Source organism: Thalassoroseus sp. (genome assembly GCF_984380535.1).
Genome location: NZ_CFHRBF010000003.1, coordinates 106,787 through 122,967 on the forward strand (window position 1 = coordinate 106,787; position 16,181 = coordinate 122,967).

Consider the following 16,181-nt stretch of genomic DNA (forward strand, 5'->3'; position numbering starts at 1 on the left):
TGTGACTCCTCTATCCATTGGGTGTGATTCCCTCGGACGGGCCCCGAAGTACGATAACCCCGTGCTCGGACCGCCGCCGCCACGCTTGAGTTACGCCGAACCGGAAGAAGAACAACAGCTTCCGACCGTCGTCGATGAAGAGACGGGCGAAATTCGGACGGTGGCGTTGACGTTGAATCAGCATTCTCCCGATCTGCCGTTAGCGGATAGCCAAACGGTAGCTGTCGTGAATGGAACGCCGATTCTGGCGGCCGAGGTGCTCGAACGCTATGGCAACCAGCTTGCGAAAGCCAAAGCACAAATTCCGCCGGAAGAGTTCAATAAAGCACGACTCCAACTCATTAAGCGGGACTTAGACAGTCACATTGAGCGGATGTTGCTCGCCGAAGCCTTGCGTGTTCGCTTGCAACCCGAGCAATCTAAGATGCTCGAAGGAGCACTTGACGAGGCGTTTGCGGCTGAAGTCCAACGCATGATGAAAGAGGCCGGTGTCAACAGTCGGCTCGAACTCGAGAAACAATTGCTCGCCGAAGGTACGTCGCTGGAAAACCTGCGAACCAACTTCGCCGCACAGCAAATGGCGATGGAGTACCTCCGGTCCAAAGCCCCCAAACAAGACCCGCCTGGCCGACCGGAATTGCTAGCGTACTATGAAGCCAACAAAGAAAAATACTTCGAACCTTCCGAAGCGAAATGGCGGCAAATTGTGGTCGATGTCGCCAAACAAGGGGGCAAAGATCAAGCCGAAGCCCGTTTGAACGAGATCATCGAGTTCATGCGACCAAGTCGCGGAGCGAACTTCGCGGAAGCCGCCAAGAAATTCTCCGACGGCCCGAACGCTGCTGAAGGTGGTGCATGGAGTTGGACCACCAAAGGCAGTCTTGCCGACTCGCAAGTGGATGAAGCCATCTTCGAATTGCCCGTCGGACAGCCCAGTCAGGTGCTGCGGAAATTCGACGAGTACAAAATCGTTCTCGTCGACCAACGCAAACCAGATCGTTACAAACCGTTTGAAGACGTCCAAGACGATATTGCAGCGGAAATCGAACGCGAGTCTCGCAAAGGTTTGGCGAGAGGCGTGATCGACGAGTTGCGAGCCGAAGCGGAAATCATGACGATCTTCGATCAGAATGTTGACGCTAAAGCTCCGAAGACGACAGCCGACTCTACCTTCGGCTCAGTCTTCAAGTAGACGTCTGAACGACCGCGAATCAAACGACCCGCTTTCCAGTTGCGATTGGCAGCAACTAGAAAGCGGGTTTTTCGTTGGCTGACGACGACAACGGGTTTTCTGCGGCTGATAGTGGGACAGCGATTCATAAAGCGGTTATGATGTCTTCGCATAATCATGACGCCGCTATCGGAGAGCCCACAGTGAAACCTCGTGATATTCTTTGCGTACTCGTCACCTTACTCGTCGCCGGCCGCACGTACGCGCAGCCGAAGGGGTACAATTACGACGAAGCCAAAGTTCCCTCGTACACTTTGCCCGACCCGTTGCGGTTCAACAACGGCGAGATCGTGGAAGAGGCAGACGATTGGCCTAAACGTCGGCAGGAAATCTTGGATCTGTTCCGCACCGATGTCTATGGCATCTCGCCCGGCGAGCCAGAGGAATTGCAAGCCGAGGTTGTCGAATCCAGCACCTCGGCTTTGGATGGGCGTGCAGTGCGGAAACAAGTTGTGTTGCATTTAAAGAATGGCGAGAAGTCGCATGAACTTGATGTCTTGGTCTATCTTCCCAGGGAAGCGGCCAGACCGGTTCCGGTGTTTCTAACGCTGAATTTCCGGGGAAATCACACGATTCACGCGGACCCAGCCATTCGCCTGCCCAAGTCCTGGTTGCCGGCAGACAGCGACAGTGGCGTGGTTGATCATCGAGCTACCGAAAAAGGACGTGGGGCCCGAGCCTCACGGTGGGATGTCGACGCCATTTTGGCTCGCGGATATGGATTGGCGACGGTCTATTGCGGCGATATCGATCCGGACTTCCACGACGGATTCAAAAACGGCGTGCATGCTCTCTTTCCAAAATGGCAAGACGATTACGGGAAAAAGAGCTGGGGCACTGTCGCGGGGTGGGCGTGGGGGCTTAGTCGCGTGATGGACTATTTCGAAAAAGATGAAGACATCGACGCCAAACGCGTGGCCGTCATGGGACATTCGCGACTTGGCAAAACATCGTTGTGGGCGGGGGCGAGTGATCCGCGGTTCGCGATTGTCATCTCGAACGATTCCGGCTGTGGCGGAGCGGCCTTGTCTCGACGGCGGTTTGGCGAAACGGTCGAACGAATTAACACGTCGTTCCCACATTGGTTCTGCGACACGTTCAAGCAATACAACGGCAACGAAGACGCGATTCCGGTCGATCAACATCAACTCATTGCGTTGATTGCTCCACGTCCGGTTTACATTGCGAGTGCCGAGGACGACCAATGGGCGGATCCGAAAGGGGAGTTCCTGTCGGGACTGCACGCCGACCCCGTCTACAAGTTACTCGGCACACCGGGTCTTCCGGCGAAAGAATGGCCCGCTGTCGATCAACCAGTGCAGGGGCAAATTGGCTATCATGTTCGCAGCGGCGGTCATGATGTGAAACCATTCGACTGGAATGCTTATCTCGATTTCGCAGATAAACACTGGGCCCGGAAGTGAAACTGATCGTCAATCATTCGAGAGCAATACGCTTTCGATCGTATCCGCAAGCACGTGATTGACCGCAAGTTTGGGAACAACACGCGCAATGCCGTGCGTCGTTAGTTCTTGCGTTTGTCCGTGTGTCGGCATCGATTGAATTGCGATGACCGGGGGCTTTCGTGATCCGTGTTCAAGTTTCCTCTTAAGTTCTGCAGACCCAAGTTTCGAACACCAAGGGTCGATATCAACGACCATCGCGTCCGCTTCGCGGACGGATTTCACGATAGTGACTCCCTGGCGACGAAGTAATTCGGAAATCCAAGCGGCAATTTCTGAATCGGGACTATCGACGAAAACTCGATGGGCAGAACATTGTTGGGGAGACAATGACGCGTTGAATTCGAATACTTCATCACGTCCTGCAGTTGCAGCGAGGGCGGGTTGTGCTCCTTGAATAACTTGCAATTCGATCTCTAATCGAGGTTCCAATAACCGCAACGGTACTTGAAACGCTAATGGCCACACGCTTTCAGTGCGACCGACCGACTCACACCAGAAACCGTTGACGACCAGCCAACGCGTCAGCGGAGCGGCGGCAAGTAAACTCAACACATCAGACGTCTCGTGTTCCCCCGGAACGGCATGCAAAACAAGTCCCAAGGCGTAATCAACTGGTTGATCCTCTAGCAACCGTACAGCCTCGCGCACTCCAGCGACGAATTGCACCGAGCGTTCCGCCGTGTGTGCACGCAAGACGTTCAGGAGTTCGTGCATTTCCGGATCATCCGCCGGACCTACAACGAGCGTGTTGAACTCCGTTATTTCACTTCCCATGTATCGCCTTTGCGGAACAGTTCCTCCAAGTCGCCCTCACCTTCTTTCTTCACGGCCATCGTGACTTGATCTTCGACGGCTTCATTATAAGTGGGACGATCAATACAGCGGAAGACACCAATCGGCTCCGGAAATTCCGGTCGTCGCATCCGCGCCAACATAAACGCCAAGCTTGGTTCTTCGGCTCTCTCGTCATGGAACAGCAAATCGTCTTCGCGAACGTTTTCGCCAAGCGTGACGATTTCCGGCGAGAGTAACCCCGTAACGCGAATTCCCTTGTCGCGATCCTTGCCGAAAATCAACGGGCGACCGTGTTCCAACACCACCACATTGTCGGCCTTCTCGGCTTTACTCTGTGCGTATTTGAACGCCCCGGAATTGAACACGTTGCAATCTTGGTAGACCTCGACAAATGCAGTGCCTTTGTGTTCGGCGGCTCGTTTGAGTGTCTCTTGAAGATGCTTGATATCCACGTCGACCGAGCGTGCAACGAAACTCGCTTCCGAGCCGATCGCGACACAAAGCGGGTTTAGGGGGGTATCGAGTGAACCATACGGCGTGCTTTTGGTGCGGGAACCAGTGGGGCTGGTCGGCGAGTATTGTCCTTTCGTCAGCCCGTAAATCTGATTGTTGAACAGGATGATTTTTAGATCGACGTTCCGGCGAATGGCGTGCATGAGATGGTTGCCGCCGATCGACAATGAATCGCCGTCTCCGGTAATGACCCAAACTTGCAGATCGGGATTGGCCAATTTGACGCCGGTGGCAATTGCAGGGGCTCGCCCGTGAATACTGTGAAAACCGTACGTGTTCATGTAATACGGAAACCGACTCGAACACCCGATTCCCGAGACGAATACAAAATTCTCTTTCGGAATCCCCAAACCAGGTAGCACTTTTTGCATCTGCTTGAGGATTGAATAGTCACCACATCGTGGACACCAGCGGACTTCTTGGTCGCTGGCGTAGTCTTTGTCGGTCAGGACGGGCAATTCGGTCGTCATGGGTGCGGTTCCTTGAGATGAGCACTGGAACCATCGGTCTCCCCAAAGAATCGGCAGACCGATGCTTGGGTTTAGAGAAGATCGCGAATGGCTTGGACGACTTCTTGAACGAGAAACGGTTTGCCTTGTACTTTGTTGAGGCCGACTGTTTCCGTCAGGAACTGAGATCGCAAGAGCACACTGAGTTGGCCGTTGTTGAGTTCGGGCACTAAAACCCGGTCATAATTGGAAAGGAGCGACTCAAGGTTCCTTGGAAACGGATTGAGATACCGCAGGTGTGCATGCGCAACAGATTCCCCTTCACGGATGAGCTGACGAACGGCGGTGCGGACGGCTCCATAAGTGCCGCCCCAACTAACGACCAGAATGCGACCGCTGTCGGGTCCTTCGACTTCTTGTTCCGGGATCGAGTTGGCAATCCCCGCGACCTTCTGGGCACGTGTCGCCGTCATGTGTGCATGGTTGGCCGGCGCGTAATCCACGTTTCCGGTACCGTCGGACTTCTCAAGGCCACCGATGCGGTGTTCTAAGCCGGCGGTTCCTGGTTTAGCCCATGGCCGCACTAACCGTTCGTCGCGTTTATAGGCGTGAAAGCCTTGCTCAGCTTGTCCGTTGGTGAGGGCAGCGGGATGACGTTTGGGAAGCGGTTTGAGTTCGCTGACATCCGGGATACGCCATGGTTCTGCACCGTTCGCAAGGTACCCGTCGGAAAGCAGAACCACCGGGACCATGAACTCGACGGCAATTCGCATCGCTTCTTGCATTATTGTGAAGCAATCGCCAGGTGTGGCGGGAGCAACGATCGGCAATGGGCTTTCCCCGTTGCGGCCGAACATTGCCATCAGCAAATCAGATTGCTCGGTCTTGGTTGGCAAGCCGGTACTCGGGCCGCCGCGTTGCACGTCAATGATCACCATTGGTAACTCAGTGATCATTCCCAAGCCCATGGCTTCGCCTTTCAGGCAAATCCCCGGACCACTGCTGGCTGTCACAGCAAGCACGCCGCCAAATGCCGCCCCGACTGTGGCAGACATCGCTGCGATTTCGTCTTCAGCTTGAAAGGTTCGCACGCCGAAGTGCTTCAGCTTAGAGAGTTCGTGCAAAATGTCGCTGGCGGGGGTGATCGGATATCCCGAGTACAGCAACTTCGCGCCGGAAAGTTTGGCAGCGGTCGCCATGCCAACTGCGAGTGCTTCATTCCCAGTGATTTTGCGATACGTCCCAGGTGGAAGTTCGGCGGGTGGGACCTGAAAGTGCGTTGCAAAGGCCTCGGTCACTTCGCCATACACACTCCCTGCTTTGAGGGCGTTTAGGTTCGCCTCCACGAGTGCGGGCGTGCGGGCGAATTTCTGCTCGACCCACTCTTTCGTCGGGGTCGCATCTCGACCGTATAGCCAATAAACCAAGCCAAGAGCGAAGAAGTTTTTGCAGCGTTCTGCTTCTTTAGGAGATAGGCCCAAACCATCGACGGCATCACGGGTAAGCCTTGTCATCGGTACTCGATGGACCTGGTAACCTTGCAACGCCGTCTCATCGTCCAAAGGATTCGACGTATAACCGGCTTTCTCGACGTTCTTTTCGTCGTAGGAATCGGCGTTGACGATTAACAGTCCGCCGCGTTTCAGGTCACTGATATTCGTTTTGAGTGCCGCCGGATTCATGGCGACGAGCGTGTCGACGGCGTCTCCGGGAGTAAAGATATCGTGACTCGAGAAATGAAGTTGGAACCCGCTAACGCCGCTAAGGGTACCGGCGGGTGCCCGAATCTCGGCTGGGAAGTCGGGAAAAGTGCTAACGTCATTTCCGAAGACAGCGGAGACGTTAGTGAATTGAGTTCCCACGAGTTGCATTCCGTCGCCGCTATCGCCGCAGAAGCGGATAACGACTTGGTCGAGCTGTTCGACCGGTTTGCCGTTGCTCGGGGAATCTGTCTCAGGTGCGATCTCGTCAGTCGATGCCATGAAACTACCTCCTCGGATGGAACTTCTCGGACCGATGAGTTTCGGTCGAATTCGAGAAGTCGATCGCTGTGATTGGCGATCGGTTGAGTTGTCAATCCGAGAGAAAGGCGAGGCAATCGGTCGCTTCACTCAAGTATGACACATTGCGACCCCGCGAGGTCGCAATGTGTCATGAGTCTTTGTGTGGATCACCATTTCCATGGTAATTTGGTCTAGGTGGTTCAGGTTTTGTTAGGAACAAATTGCGATGAGTTTCTTAGGTTCATCGACAACGGTCTAACTTTCGTTCAACTCATCGGCCTTAGCCGAAGTGCGACTCCCCGACACAAAAAAAGTCAACCAAATCGAGAAGTCGCGCTGCCAGCATCGTACCGAACTCGAGTGCAAGTTCTCGAACTGGAAGCCTTGTCCATACTCTCCGTCTCCATTGTGGCATTCTTGACTTGGAATGGAAAGCGTTGATCCGTCAAAACTCTGATCAGTTGTAGAATTCATTGACAAATTATTCTCACAGAATCGGCCTGCCTCGATCGCCCAGACTCCGAATTCAACGTCGGAATTTCGGTCAGCGATCCGTGCCACGCCGAGTTTCCTCGACGAGATAGTCAACGACATCTTCGAGCCGATGCGTCTTCTCGAAGACCGCTCGTTGTCGCATGGCGCTATTACCGTCTGCGAGTGTCTGGTGCACGAGTTGTGAGACTTCGCTCCAACTGCCAAGTTCTTCTAGTGCCGGGCGAAGGTAATCTAGAAACTGTTCGATGTGCTCTTCCGCTTTAATGGCTCGCGCGGAACTGGGATCGACGAGCGTCTTTGATAGTCCGTAACGCGCTGCATGCCAGTGTGCCGTTCGAATGACTTCATGGCGAATGTTCGGTGCAGGGATATTGGCTTCCGCCTCTCCGACGGCAGTGCGAGCCAACGCTTGAATAAGTCCGGCAATCATCACAGCTTCGTCGATCGTCGTGCAGACATCCGCAATGCGGAACTCGACAGTTGGCAGTCGAAAGGGAATGCGAATGTCCCAATAGACTTTGCTCTCGTCTTCAATCACTTCCGCGCTAACCAGCGATTTGACCGTATCTGCGTATTCCCCATGCGAACTGAACTCAAGCGGCGGTCCTGCGAGTGGCCATCGTATCCACACATTGGTCCGGAAACTTGCGTACCCCGTATCTTCTCCCAACCAGAACGGTGAACTCGCCGACAACGCGAGCAAACACCCCAACCAACGTCGCGAGCGGTTCAAGATTTCCACCGACATCTCGGTATCTTCCGAACCCACATGCACATGACAACCAAAGATGACTTGCTCTCGCGCGAGTTGTTGGAAGTCATCGGCAAGTTTGTCGTACCGCTTCTTGGGGGTAAACGGTTGCTCTTCCCAGTGAGAAAACGGATGCGTCCCCGCTGCGACTAAATGGGCGTCGACATGTTCGGTCGCATCGACAATTTCTGTCCGCAGACGGACCAACTCGCTTCGAACGTCCTCGAACCCCTCACAGATTTGTGACGCCGTCTCGATCTGCGAAAGTCGCAGCTCATGTTGGATGTCTTCCGACCGATCTGGATGCGTTTCGGTCATGATCCTTTTGGCACGGGGGCGTAACTCCCGTGTCATAGGGTGGATAAGTTGGTACTCTTCCTCGATTCCTAAAGAGAAACCGACTGATTTTATATCCATCGGAATACCTGCCTTCGTTGATTTGCTGTTCATCATCGTGAGTCTGGACTCTCGGCGACGACTGACAGCAAAAACTGGTCCGGCAGATAATCATTTTCGAAAATGCGGGCGGTAGACGAGCGTCGAAGCAATGGAAGCTTCCGAATCGGGTGTGCAAGGTCCCAATCGGAGAGCCTGCCATTCACTCGGGGTTTTTCACGGCGTCGAGTAGTTCTTGAACCAAGTCGGAGGCTCTGCGACGTTCGTTGTCGAGGGAGTTACAAATCGACTCAAGTTGTGACTGATCATTCGGCGCCTCTTTTAGAAGAAGGGTCGCCATCGCGATCACGTGTAGGCACTCGTTGAGATCATGTGCCAGTTGATCGAGCCGTTCTCGCCGGGATTGAGCCACAGATTTGTTCATTCGAAGGAAGGAATCGCACGCAACGCTAACGATACTCACAGGATAACGACGGCGTAAACCGCGTCAAACCAAAACCCGGTCACGTCAAGAATCTGCCTTAGGCGGCTTTCTGGGGTTGTTTGGGGCCGATTCGTTCGACTTCCGCCCCGCTCTTTCGCTTGAGATCGAACAAGCCGAAGATTTCCGACGCATTGAGCGAAAGTTGCACGTCGGAGTTGTCGCCTTCACCAAGAATCCGTGCGAACAGTTCACGTTTCTCGGTGAGAATCTTGTCGATACGCTCTTCGATCGTATTCTGACAAATGAATTTCGTGACGACAATCTGAGCCGCCGTGCAACCGATACGGTGGGCTCGGTTAATCGCTTGGTCCTCGATTGCCGGATTCCACCAACGATCGTACAGAAACACATAGCCGGCAAACTGCAAGTTCAAACCGACGGCACCGGTACCGTAGCTCATCAGTAACAAGTTCGAATTCGGGTCCTCTTTGAATTGCTTGAGGATCGGTTCGCGTTTTTTCGTCGGTACTCCACCGTGATAAACCAATGTGCCACACTGGTCCCCAAGTCGTTCGTCGAGTCGGTCTTTCAGCCAATCGATTGTTTTCGTCCATTGGCTAAACAGAATCGCCTTGCCGCCGCTAGCGGAGATCTCTTCCATGTCCGCAACTAGCCGATCGAGTTTCGTCGACTCGCCGGTCAGAGGGTCGTAATTCGTGATCTGTTTAAGTCGCATGACCAACTCAAACACATGTTGCACGGTAATTTCATCGCCCATTTCATTGAGCTGAATCACACCGTCTTTCTCGGCGGTTTTGTAGGCGAATTCTTGAGCGGGCGCGAGCGGAATCAGTTCGTCACGATCCAACCGCGGCGGTAAGTCGGTCATGACGAGGTCTTTGGTTCGCCGCAGAATGTATTCCTCGGAAAGTTGGCCTAAGCGTCGTAAATCCGGCGTTGCTCGCGGCGGGACGACTTTGAGGAATTCGAACAATGCCGCCAACTCTTCGGGGCGGTTTTCGATCGGCGTACCGGTCAGTGCCCAACTGCGTTTGCGTTTGACGGACCGAATCGTCGTTGCAGTGCGGCTGTCTCGATTTTTGATCCGTTGGGCTTCGTCCAGCACCATTAAATCGAATTGCGGACGATCTTCTTCGGGGAGACTTTCATAGTCACGAATGAAGCTCTCGTAGTTGATGAGAAAGATCCCTGCGCTGGGCATTTGCCAGATCAGACCACGTCGACGACTGTTGCCCTCGACGACCGTCAACGGCAATTCGCTGGCCCAGAATTGAAACTCTCGTTGCCAGTTTGGCATCAACGGTTTTGGACACACCAGGAGGATTCGGCGGGCCTGTCCGCTCCGTAACAGTAGACGGACCGCCGTGATTGTTTGCATCGTCTTGCCGAGACCCATTTCGTCGGCTAACAACGCGCACCGCTGTTTGAATAACCATGCAATGCCTTCGTACTGATACGGAAACGGCTCGAACGGCATAATCAGTTCTTGTCCCGCTAACCACGTTTCCAAGGGCGGTTGCAGAACGTAGAACAGTCGGTCTTCGAGTGATAAGGCATCACTCGGTGGTTTTAGCCGTGTCCGTTTCTTGGGCTGGTTATCGCTTGCGGTCGCCGGCTTTTTGGGTTTCGGAACTGGAACTGCGGACTCTGCATCGTCCGACTTCTTCGTCGGCAAGAATTCAATCCCAGCCGGGAATGTGAGACCGAACGTGCGGACACTGGGCCGGTGGGGACGCCAAGCGAAATTGACACTGACTTCCGTCAGGAACTCGGTCGATTCCGGCTCAATTTTGAGTTCGCGTGTGAGAGCCGCGTTGATACCCGATTGGTAAATCGTGGCGTCCGTCTCGAAGGGGATGACGTGACATTCAGGTTTGGGAAATGCGGGCCGATTCGTCGCGGTGGCGGCAGACATGGCGGACTCCTATGGTCACGACTCGGTATTTCACGACTCGAGAAGCCGTGTTCGTCGAAGGCTATGTTTGACACAACCGAAAACGCTGTGTCACCGAAGGTCGTGGTCCTAAGCTGCTTCGCGTGTCGGTGCAGCGGCTTTTCCGAGTGCTTCGCTCAACGCATCCTGAATTCGTTGGAAGGGTTCTGAAAGTTCCGACTCTGCTGCCAATGTGCCTTCCAATTGCTCCAAAGCGGCTCGATCGTCTGTATGTCCCTCTGCCAATTTCAAACGCTGACCGGCAATGACCATCTCATCCGCACCGGATGGTGTTGCCGAGTCGATCAGACAGGCGGCGGCCATTGAAATGTGCTCACGCACGCTGAGTAATTCAAGATCGTCCACCAGCACCACGGTCGGTTTGACCCGCATCTTTTCGACGAGTGTTCGCCCGATGAGTTCCCCTCGCAGATAAGGCAAAAGTGTCGGACCGTAGAGGATTTGTTGAGTCCGATTGGCTTGTACCGGGGTCGTGCATTGGAATTCCAGTGGTCGGCCTTGAGGATTGGTAATCAACATACCTCCGACATGGCCACGGTCTTGGAGCGAAATCGTAGTAAGAAAGCCCAATCGGAAATCGTTTGCCGTTTTCGCCGACATACAGCATCCCTGCCTAGATAGTTCACAACGTGTTCATTTCTTCGCTGCCATCGCGCGACCTCACGTGTTGGTCTCGCGGGCTAGCCACCAGTCTTGCGCAAATCGTTTCCCTCATCGTCGATGTACCCCAGGCGACTCCAGTCGAGTAAATCAAACATCGGGGGGAATTCGGTGAATTTTCTCAGCGCGCGGTATATTTCCTCTAGCCGTCACTCGAGTTTTCCGATTGTAACGATGAGAAGTCTTCCGCAGCTCAGGAATTTTGCTGCCAGTGACAACGGTCGAGGAAGTTGATCGACCGTGCGATGGTCGGGCCACATTGCAGACCGAGACGGAATCATGGACAAAACCTCTCTACTTGCCCAGTCTCCACGAAGATTGTGGACCATGCACGGATTTCTCGCGGTTATAACCTGTGTGTTGTTTCCCACACTTTGTATCGCGGATGTCGTCGAGGCGATGCCGCGTCATTCCGTGCATATTGGGGTGATTGGGGAAGCTGCCCGTCCTGGGGTGTACCAACTAGCAACCGGCACAGCGACGATGGGGCATGTGCTCAACCGTGCGGGTGGTCTGACTCGTCGTGCGAGTGGAAGCGTGCGAATCGTTCGGGGAAACCGTTTATCTCACATGATTTACGTGGGAACCGAAACGACGGATCAATCGCGACTTACAGAGTTGCTTGACGGCGATGTTCTCATCGTCGACGGCTTTGTGTCGCGTAGCCGCACCGTTCAGATGGCCGCGAGCGATACGGCCTATGGAACCTCGACGGCAAACATCAATCGTGATGGCGAACCCATTCCGGTGGCACTAGTCGGTTTGACGACGCATCCGATTGTGATTCCCGTTCCGAAAACGCACGCTCATCCCAAAGCGATTCTCGCGTACCTGGGACAGAGCCCGGAATTGGCGTCGGGTTTACAGATCACGTCACCAGCCTTGGGACGAAGCCGGTCCGCGTCAAACACCGATCGATTTACCGGGCCGACGGTTGTTTCTTTTGAAGGGCTGCCGATTGAATCGAACCGACTGCCCGAACTTCCGCCCGTGTTCCAGGACGATCTTGAACAAACGGCTCCATCGACCGTCGGGACTATCGGAAATTCCGTTCCTGAGACGTTGCCAACTCCGCCGGTGCTCAGCCGCGTGGAACTCGGACCCGAGCCACCGCAGTTGATCGTGCCAAACACAAGTGAGCTTGAATCCCAACCGTCGATGTCTGGCCCCACGCTCGGCGAACCAGCGATTGTGCGATCGGAAGAACCGACATTGATTCAGAAGATTCGCAAGATTGAAGAGGCGGCTGCCGCGAGGAAATCCGAGCAGACACCGACCGTTGCACATCCTGTCGCCGAGAGAAAACCGGCTCGTTTAGACGTTGCGACAATCGCTGACACGGTCGCATTGGATCCCAAACCGGAAACGAGCAGCAAGCGTGCGGAATCTTGGCGGATGTGGAAATGGGTTGCCGGGGTCACCGGGATCTTTCTGGCCGTGACATTCGTTTTGGTACGAGCATCGCAACGATGGAGTGCGACTCGTGCAGCTGCGAAAACGGAAATCCGGATCGATCGGCCTCACCAGACCGTCGAAGAGCTACTCAAGGGACCGCACTTCACGCCGACCCCGAAAGCAGAACCGACAATTCACGCGAAAGGCCAGGCAGAATCCAAACCTGCCATGCCGACGCCGAAGCCCGTAACTCAGGCGAGTATTCCACTGCCAAAACCCAAGTTTGCGTCTCCACGGGCGGTTCGACACGTTCCGTCACAGAATACCACCGGGCATCCGTTAGCAGAACGAAGTCGGTTTGATGACGCGTTGGCGAATCTTTCCGATGCAGCTTAAGCCGGCTCACTTGACGCTCATTCGCCGCATGAACCGCAAATAATTCGCTTCAAAAAGCGGGAGATCTTTGCCGAAGGCATCGCGGAATTCATCGAGTCTTTGCGACGGAGAGTCTTCGGAATTCATCGCCCGCTGCGTGAGTGTTTGCAGATACCGAGCATACGCGACGGGTTGCGTTTCGATCAGATAGAAGCTCAATGCCCATGCTTCGCTGTAAGCATCGAGTGTGTCCGTCTGAAACGGGCGGTCAGATTTGAGTAACGATTCCAGCGATTTTTCCGGACGTCGTGACACAAGAAAATTGCGGAACCAGATGAGTCGTTCGCGATTGATTCGGCTGCCGATCTCGTGTCTTGCGGATCGATCGAGAATTCCCGGCGCTTCGAAGACCGTCGCCAGTCCTTCGACAACCCACCGAGGATTCGCGCCTAGTCTGGCGTGTAGACCGGTATTGAAACCGATTTGATGGGTGGCTTCGTGGACGAGTGTGTCTCGCAAGTTTCCCGTGACCATCGCGAACGCACGTTGATTCAGTTTGTCGGCGGACTCGGAGTCGCTCACGGACGCTTGTTCCGAATCGAAGATCGCGACCCGATTGGTCTGGGGCGAGTAATAGCCACGCAAACCGGCAAAGGGTTGCAGTCCATCTTGGCGACAAAAGTCGGCGAACGATTTGGCGTCCGCGAATACAATTGCAATCAGTGGAAACTCTGGCGTCTCGACTTGGAACCCTCGCATCGCGAAGTAGCTTCGAAACCCGCCGTAGACTTCGTCCAAAAGATCGCTGTAATCCCGGGCCCGTCCCATTGGGGCGACGACCACGTAGTTTCGACCGGCCGCAACTTCGTAACTTCGTCCGAATTCTCGCTGCAATCGCGTGCGTAACGCAATCGACGTCTCCGCATTGAACGGGCTCTTGGTGCGTTCGACACGTCGGACCGATTTTACGGGCAACGTCTTCAACCATCCATCCGGTTGCATCAGCCAGCACCGCGTGGAATCCATTTGCACGAGTTTGCCGGAGATGGTCTGGTTGTCGTCAAGGTGGAGTCGCAACAGGTTGGGGGCACCGGCAAAGGTTCCCCGCGACAACATGAGCAGAATGACAACAAAAAGGCATCGTGAGAAACGAATCATGGTGTCGACTGACAATCTCGATTTCGCAAGTGACGCGGTCGGTCCAATTCAACTGTAGCTCGGAAATGTTTTCGACCTCTAGGATTTCAGGAGAAATCCGTCATCGCCACTTTCTCAGCCGTCACAACCGCCGTAGACTCAGGGAAGACTTCCCAAGTCAGAAAAGAGCGGTGCGACAATGCGGTATCTGACAACCCGACTGATTCTTGGACTGCTGTTATGCATGCAGCTTCCCGTCAGTGTGTTGGCTGACGAGGTGAATCAGGCCGTCACCGAGTCTTGGGTGAAACAACTGATGGCTGGGACTCGTAGTGAACGAGTGGCTGCACAGCGGGAACTCTTGGCAGCCGGTCCGGGTGTTCTCGAATGGTTGCCACCGCTTGATTCGATTCGTGATGTTGCGGCTCGTGAGCAACTGCGACGAATCCGAATCGAGTTAGAACGGCGATCTGCCAAGGAATCGGTTCAAGCAAGTTTGCTCACACTATCTGCGGAGATGACGCTCGCCGATGCTTTTCGTGCAATCAGCGAGCAATCGAATAACCGATTCGAATGGAAGGCGTTGCCGGCAGATGTTTTGTCGCAGTCGATCGCGATGGATGTCAATTCCGTGCCGTTTTGGCAGGTCATGACGACATTAGCCAACCGCTTCGAGTTTCATTGGCAACGACCGGAATCCGGCAGCGAACTCCAGCTCGTCGATGGAACGCGGCAACGCATTGCGAAAACGCAAGTGCTGGAATCAGTCCTGCTGTCTGTGGAGCCGATCAAGACGCGACCGATCGGTACGGACAATTCGACTCGGTTGGTGCGGGTGCGGTGTCGGTTAGAGGTCGAACCACGTTTGCGACCCTTATTCCTGGCAATGACCGGTCGCGATGTCGCTCTGCGAAATTCCTCGGGCGAGACATTCCCTGCGTTCAATCCGGACGCCCAATATGAACTCGCGTTAGGCGATGCGGGCGAAGTGGCGTTCGACGTGGATTTCCTGGCAACCGATGCAGAGATTGACGTTCGCGATTGTCTGTTCCAAGGACAACTGACGCTCACAATTGCCGCCGGGACCGAGGAGATTCGGTTCCGCGATTTGTCGAAATCGCAAGGAGCGTCTCGGCGACGCGGTGGTGTGACCGTGACTCTCCGCGACGTGACGACTTCGAATTTCCAAAACACGCCACAATGGAAAACGCGGTTGGCTGTCGCCTACGAAACCGGTGGCCCGGCGTTTGAATCTCATCGAACGTGGATTTTCCACAATCAAGCGTACCTGGAAGGTCCGAACGGTGTGCGTCAGCAACGTGACGCAGGGTTCTCGACGGAACTCACGACAGACGGTGGTGTGATCCTGGAATACACTTTCCGTGATCCGCCGTTTGAAATCGCCCGGACGGACTTCGTCTACGTCGCTCCCACGCTGATTACAACATTACCGATTGAATTTCGTATTCCTAAAGTTCCCGGACCAACATCCAAGGACACTCCTCAAACCGAAAGTCACGATTGATGCATGGCCCCGCAGCACTGAAAGCCGTTTTTCACACCCCGGACATTGCCTGGAAGATGTACCTGGAAGACCTCACCGAAGAGGAAATGATGCATCGTCCTTGTGAGGGGGCGAATCATATTAAATGGCAGATGGGACACCTAATGATGTCTGATCATCGGATGGCCTCTCTGGTGTTCCCTGGCCAGATGCCCGATCTGCCCGACGGCTTCCAAGAACGGTATGCCAAAGAGACCGCCGAGAACAACGATCCGTCGGCCTTCGACAGCAAAGAGGAATTGATTCGTATTTGTGAGGAACAACGTGCAGCCCTGTTCGCGGCATTGGAACAGGCGACCGAAGAAGAACTCGATCGAGAGACTCCCGAAGAATGGCAGTTCTTCGGTCCAACGATGGGCTATGTTATTGCAATGATGCCAACGCACTGGATGATGCACGCGGGACAATGGGCAGTCATACGAAGACAATTAGGCCGGAAACCCCTGTTTTAACGATTCGAGTGAATGCACAATCCGCGATTTTCCGAGAATCGGCAAATCGTGATTGACACGCACTTCCCTAAATTGCCCAATGGACCGATATTGCCGAAAC

Annotated in this window: 12 protein-coding genes; 5 read left to right on the top strand and 7 right to left on the bottom strand. The window is 54.5% G+C overall.

Annotated elements, in window-relative coordinates; all coding sequences use genetic code 11:
- Position 1 precedes the first annotated feature (1 nt).
- Both AC5DDB_RS05045 and AC5DDB_RS05050 read left to right on the top strand, forming a co-directional pair.
- Positions 2–1,192 (top strand): peptidylprolyl isomerase, encoded by a 1,191-nt coding sequence (locus tag AC5DDB_RS05045; RefSeq protein ID WP_491738595.1) that lies wholly within the window; start codon positions 2–4, stop codon positions 1,190–1,192.
- A gap of 182 nt (positions 1,193–1,374) precedes the next feature.
- Positions 1,375–2,655, top strand: a complete 1,281-nt coding sequence (locus tag AC5DDB_RS05050; RefSeq protein ID WP_491738596.1) for a glucuronyl esterase domain-containing protein — start codon at positions 1,375–1,377, stop codon at positions 2,653–2,655.
- 9 nt (positions 2,656–2,664) lie between these two features.
- Here AC5DDB_RS05050 and AC5DDB_RS05055 read toward each other — a convergent pair whose 3' ends face one another.
- The 6 genes from AC5DDB_RS05055 to AC5DDB_RS05080 form a co-directional block, all read right to left on the bottom strand.
- Entirely contained in the window at positions 2,665–3,471 is an 807-nt protein-coding gene (locus AC5DDB_RS05055; protein WP_491738597.1) for a hypothetical protein, read from the bottom strand.
- Entirely contained in the window at positions 3,456–4,475 is a 1,020-nt protein-coding gene (locus tag AC5DDB_RS05060) for a 2-oxoacid:ferredoxin oxidoreductase subunit beta (RefSeq protein WP_491738598.1), read from the bottom strand. Before AC5DDB_RS05060 ends, AC5DDB_RS05055 begins: the two co-directional genes overlap by 16 nt.
- A 71-nt stretch (positions 4,476–4,546) precedes the next feature.
- Positions 4,547–6,436: a 2-oxoacid:acceptor oxidoreductase subunit alpha gene (locus AC5DDB_RS05065; RefSeq protein ID WP_491738599.1), complete on the bottom strand. Its 1,890-nt coding sequence runs from the start codon at positions 6,434–6,436 to the stop codon at positions 4,547–4,549.
- A gap of 565 nt (positions 6,437–7,001) precedes the next feature.
- Positions 7,002–8,156 carry a carboxylate-amine ligase gene (locus AC5DDB_RS05070; protein WP_491738600.1) on the bottom strand — a complete coding sequence of 385 codons (1,155 nt, stop codon included), beginning with the start codon at positions 8,154–8,156 and terminating at the stop codon, positions 7,002–7,004.
- Positions 8,157–8,620: 464 nt separating this feature from the next.
- Entirely contained in the window at positions 8,621–10,459 is a 1,839-nt protein-coding gene (locus AC5DDB_RS05075; RefSeq protein ID WP_491738601.1) for a DEAD/DEAH box helicase, read from the bottom strand.
- A 108-nt stretch (positions 10,460–10,567) separates the two neighbouring features.
- The gene (locus tag AC5DDB_RS05080; RefSeq protein ID WP_491738602.1) at positions 10,568–11,098 is read right to left on the bottom strand and encodes a hypothetical protein; all 531 of its coding nucleotides are present in this window, start codon (positions 11,096–11,098) and stop codon (positions 10,568–10,570) included.
- 339 nt (positions 11,099–11,437) lie between these two features.
- Here AC5DDB_RS05080 and AC5DDB_RS05085 point away from each other — a divergent pair, with 339 nt between their 5' ends.
- On the top strand, positions 11,438–12,949 hold the full coding sequence (locus AC5DDB_RS05085; RefSeq protein WP_491738603.1) for a polysaccharide biosynthesis/export family protein: 1,512 nt from the start codon (positions 11,438–11,440) through the stop codon (positions 12,947–12,949).
- A 6-nt stretch (positions 12,950–12,955) separates the two neighbouring features.
- On the opposite strand, the gene AC5DDB_RS05090 is transcribed toward AC5DDB_RS05085, so the two are convergent.
- On the bottom strand, positions 12,956–14,086 hold the full coding sequence (locus AC5DDB_RS05090) for a DUF1570 domain-containing protein (RefSeq protein WP_491738604.1): 1,131 nt from the start codon (positions 14,084–14,086) through the stop codon (positions 12,956–12,958).
- Between the two features lie 178 nt (positions 14,087–14,264).
- On the opposite strand from AC5DDB_RS05090, the gene AC5DDB_RS05095 reads away from it, so the two are divergent.
- Positions 14,265–15,590 (top strand): hypothetical protein, encoded by a 1,326-nt coding sequence (locus AC5DDB_RS05095; protein WP_491738605.1) that lies wholly within the window; start codon positions 14,265–14,267, stop codon positions 15,588–15,590.
- Positions 15,590–16,081 carry a DinB family protein gene (locus AC5DDB_RS05100; RefSeq protein WP_491738606.1) on the top strand — a complete coding sequence of 164 codons (492 nt, stop codon included), beginning with the start codon at positions 15,590–15,592 and terminating at the stop codon, positions 16,079–16,081. Before AC5DDB_RS05095 ends, AC5DDB_RS05100 begins: the two co-directional genes overlap by 1 nt.
- Positions 16,082–16,181 lie beyond the last annotated feature (100 nt).

Excerpts from the sequence above, each read along its gene's own strand:
- AC5DDB_RS05075 (WP_491738601.1), bottom strand. The coding sequence starts at position 10,459 with ATGTCTGCCGCCACCGCGACGAATCGGCCCGCATTTCCCAAACCTGAA.
- AC5DDB_RS05085 (WP_491738603.1), top strand. The coding sequence starts at position 11,438 with ATGGACAAAACCTCTCTACTTGCCCAGTCTCCACGAAGATTGTGGACC.
- AC5DDB_RS05100 (WP_491738606.1), top strand. The coding sequence starts at position 15,590 with ATGCATGGCCCCGCAGCACTGAAAGCCGTTTTTCACACCCCGGACATT.
- AC5DDB_RS05080 (WP_491738602.1), bottom strand. The coding sequence starts at position 11,098 with ATGTCGGCGAAAACGGCAAACGATTTCCGATTGGGCTTTCTTACTACG.
- AC5DDB_RS05070 (WP_491738600.1), bottom strand. The coding sequence starts at position 8,156 with ATGATGAACAGCAAATCAACGAAGGCAGGTATTCCGATGGATATAAAA.
- AC5DDB_RS05060 (WP_491738598.1), bottom strand. The coding sequence starts at position 4,475 with ATGACGACCGAATTGCCCGTCCTGACCGACAAAGACTACGCCAGCGAC.
- AC5DDB_RS05095 (WP_491738605.1), top strand. The coding sequence starts at position 14,265 with ATGCGGTATCTGACAACCCGACTGATTCTTGGACTGCTGTTATGCATG.
- AC5DDB_RS05055 (WP_491738597.1), bottom strand. The coding sequence starts at position 3,471 with ATGGGAAGTGAAATAACGGAGTTCAACACGCTCGTTGTAGGTCCGGCG.
- AC5DDB_RS05090 (WP_491738604.1), bottom strand. The coding sequence starts at position 14,086 with ATGATTCGTTTCTCACGATGCCTTTTTGTTGTCATTCTGCTCATGTTG.
- AC5DDB_RS05065 (WP_491738599.1), bottom strand. The coding sequence starts at position 6,436 with ATGGCATCGACTGACGAGATCGCACCTGAGACAGATTCCCCGAGCAAC.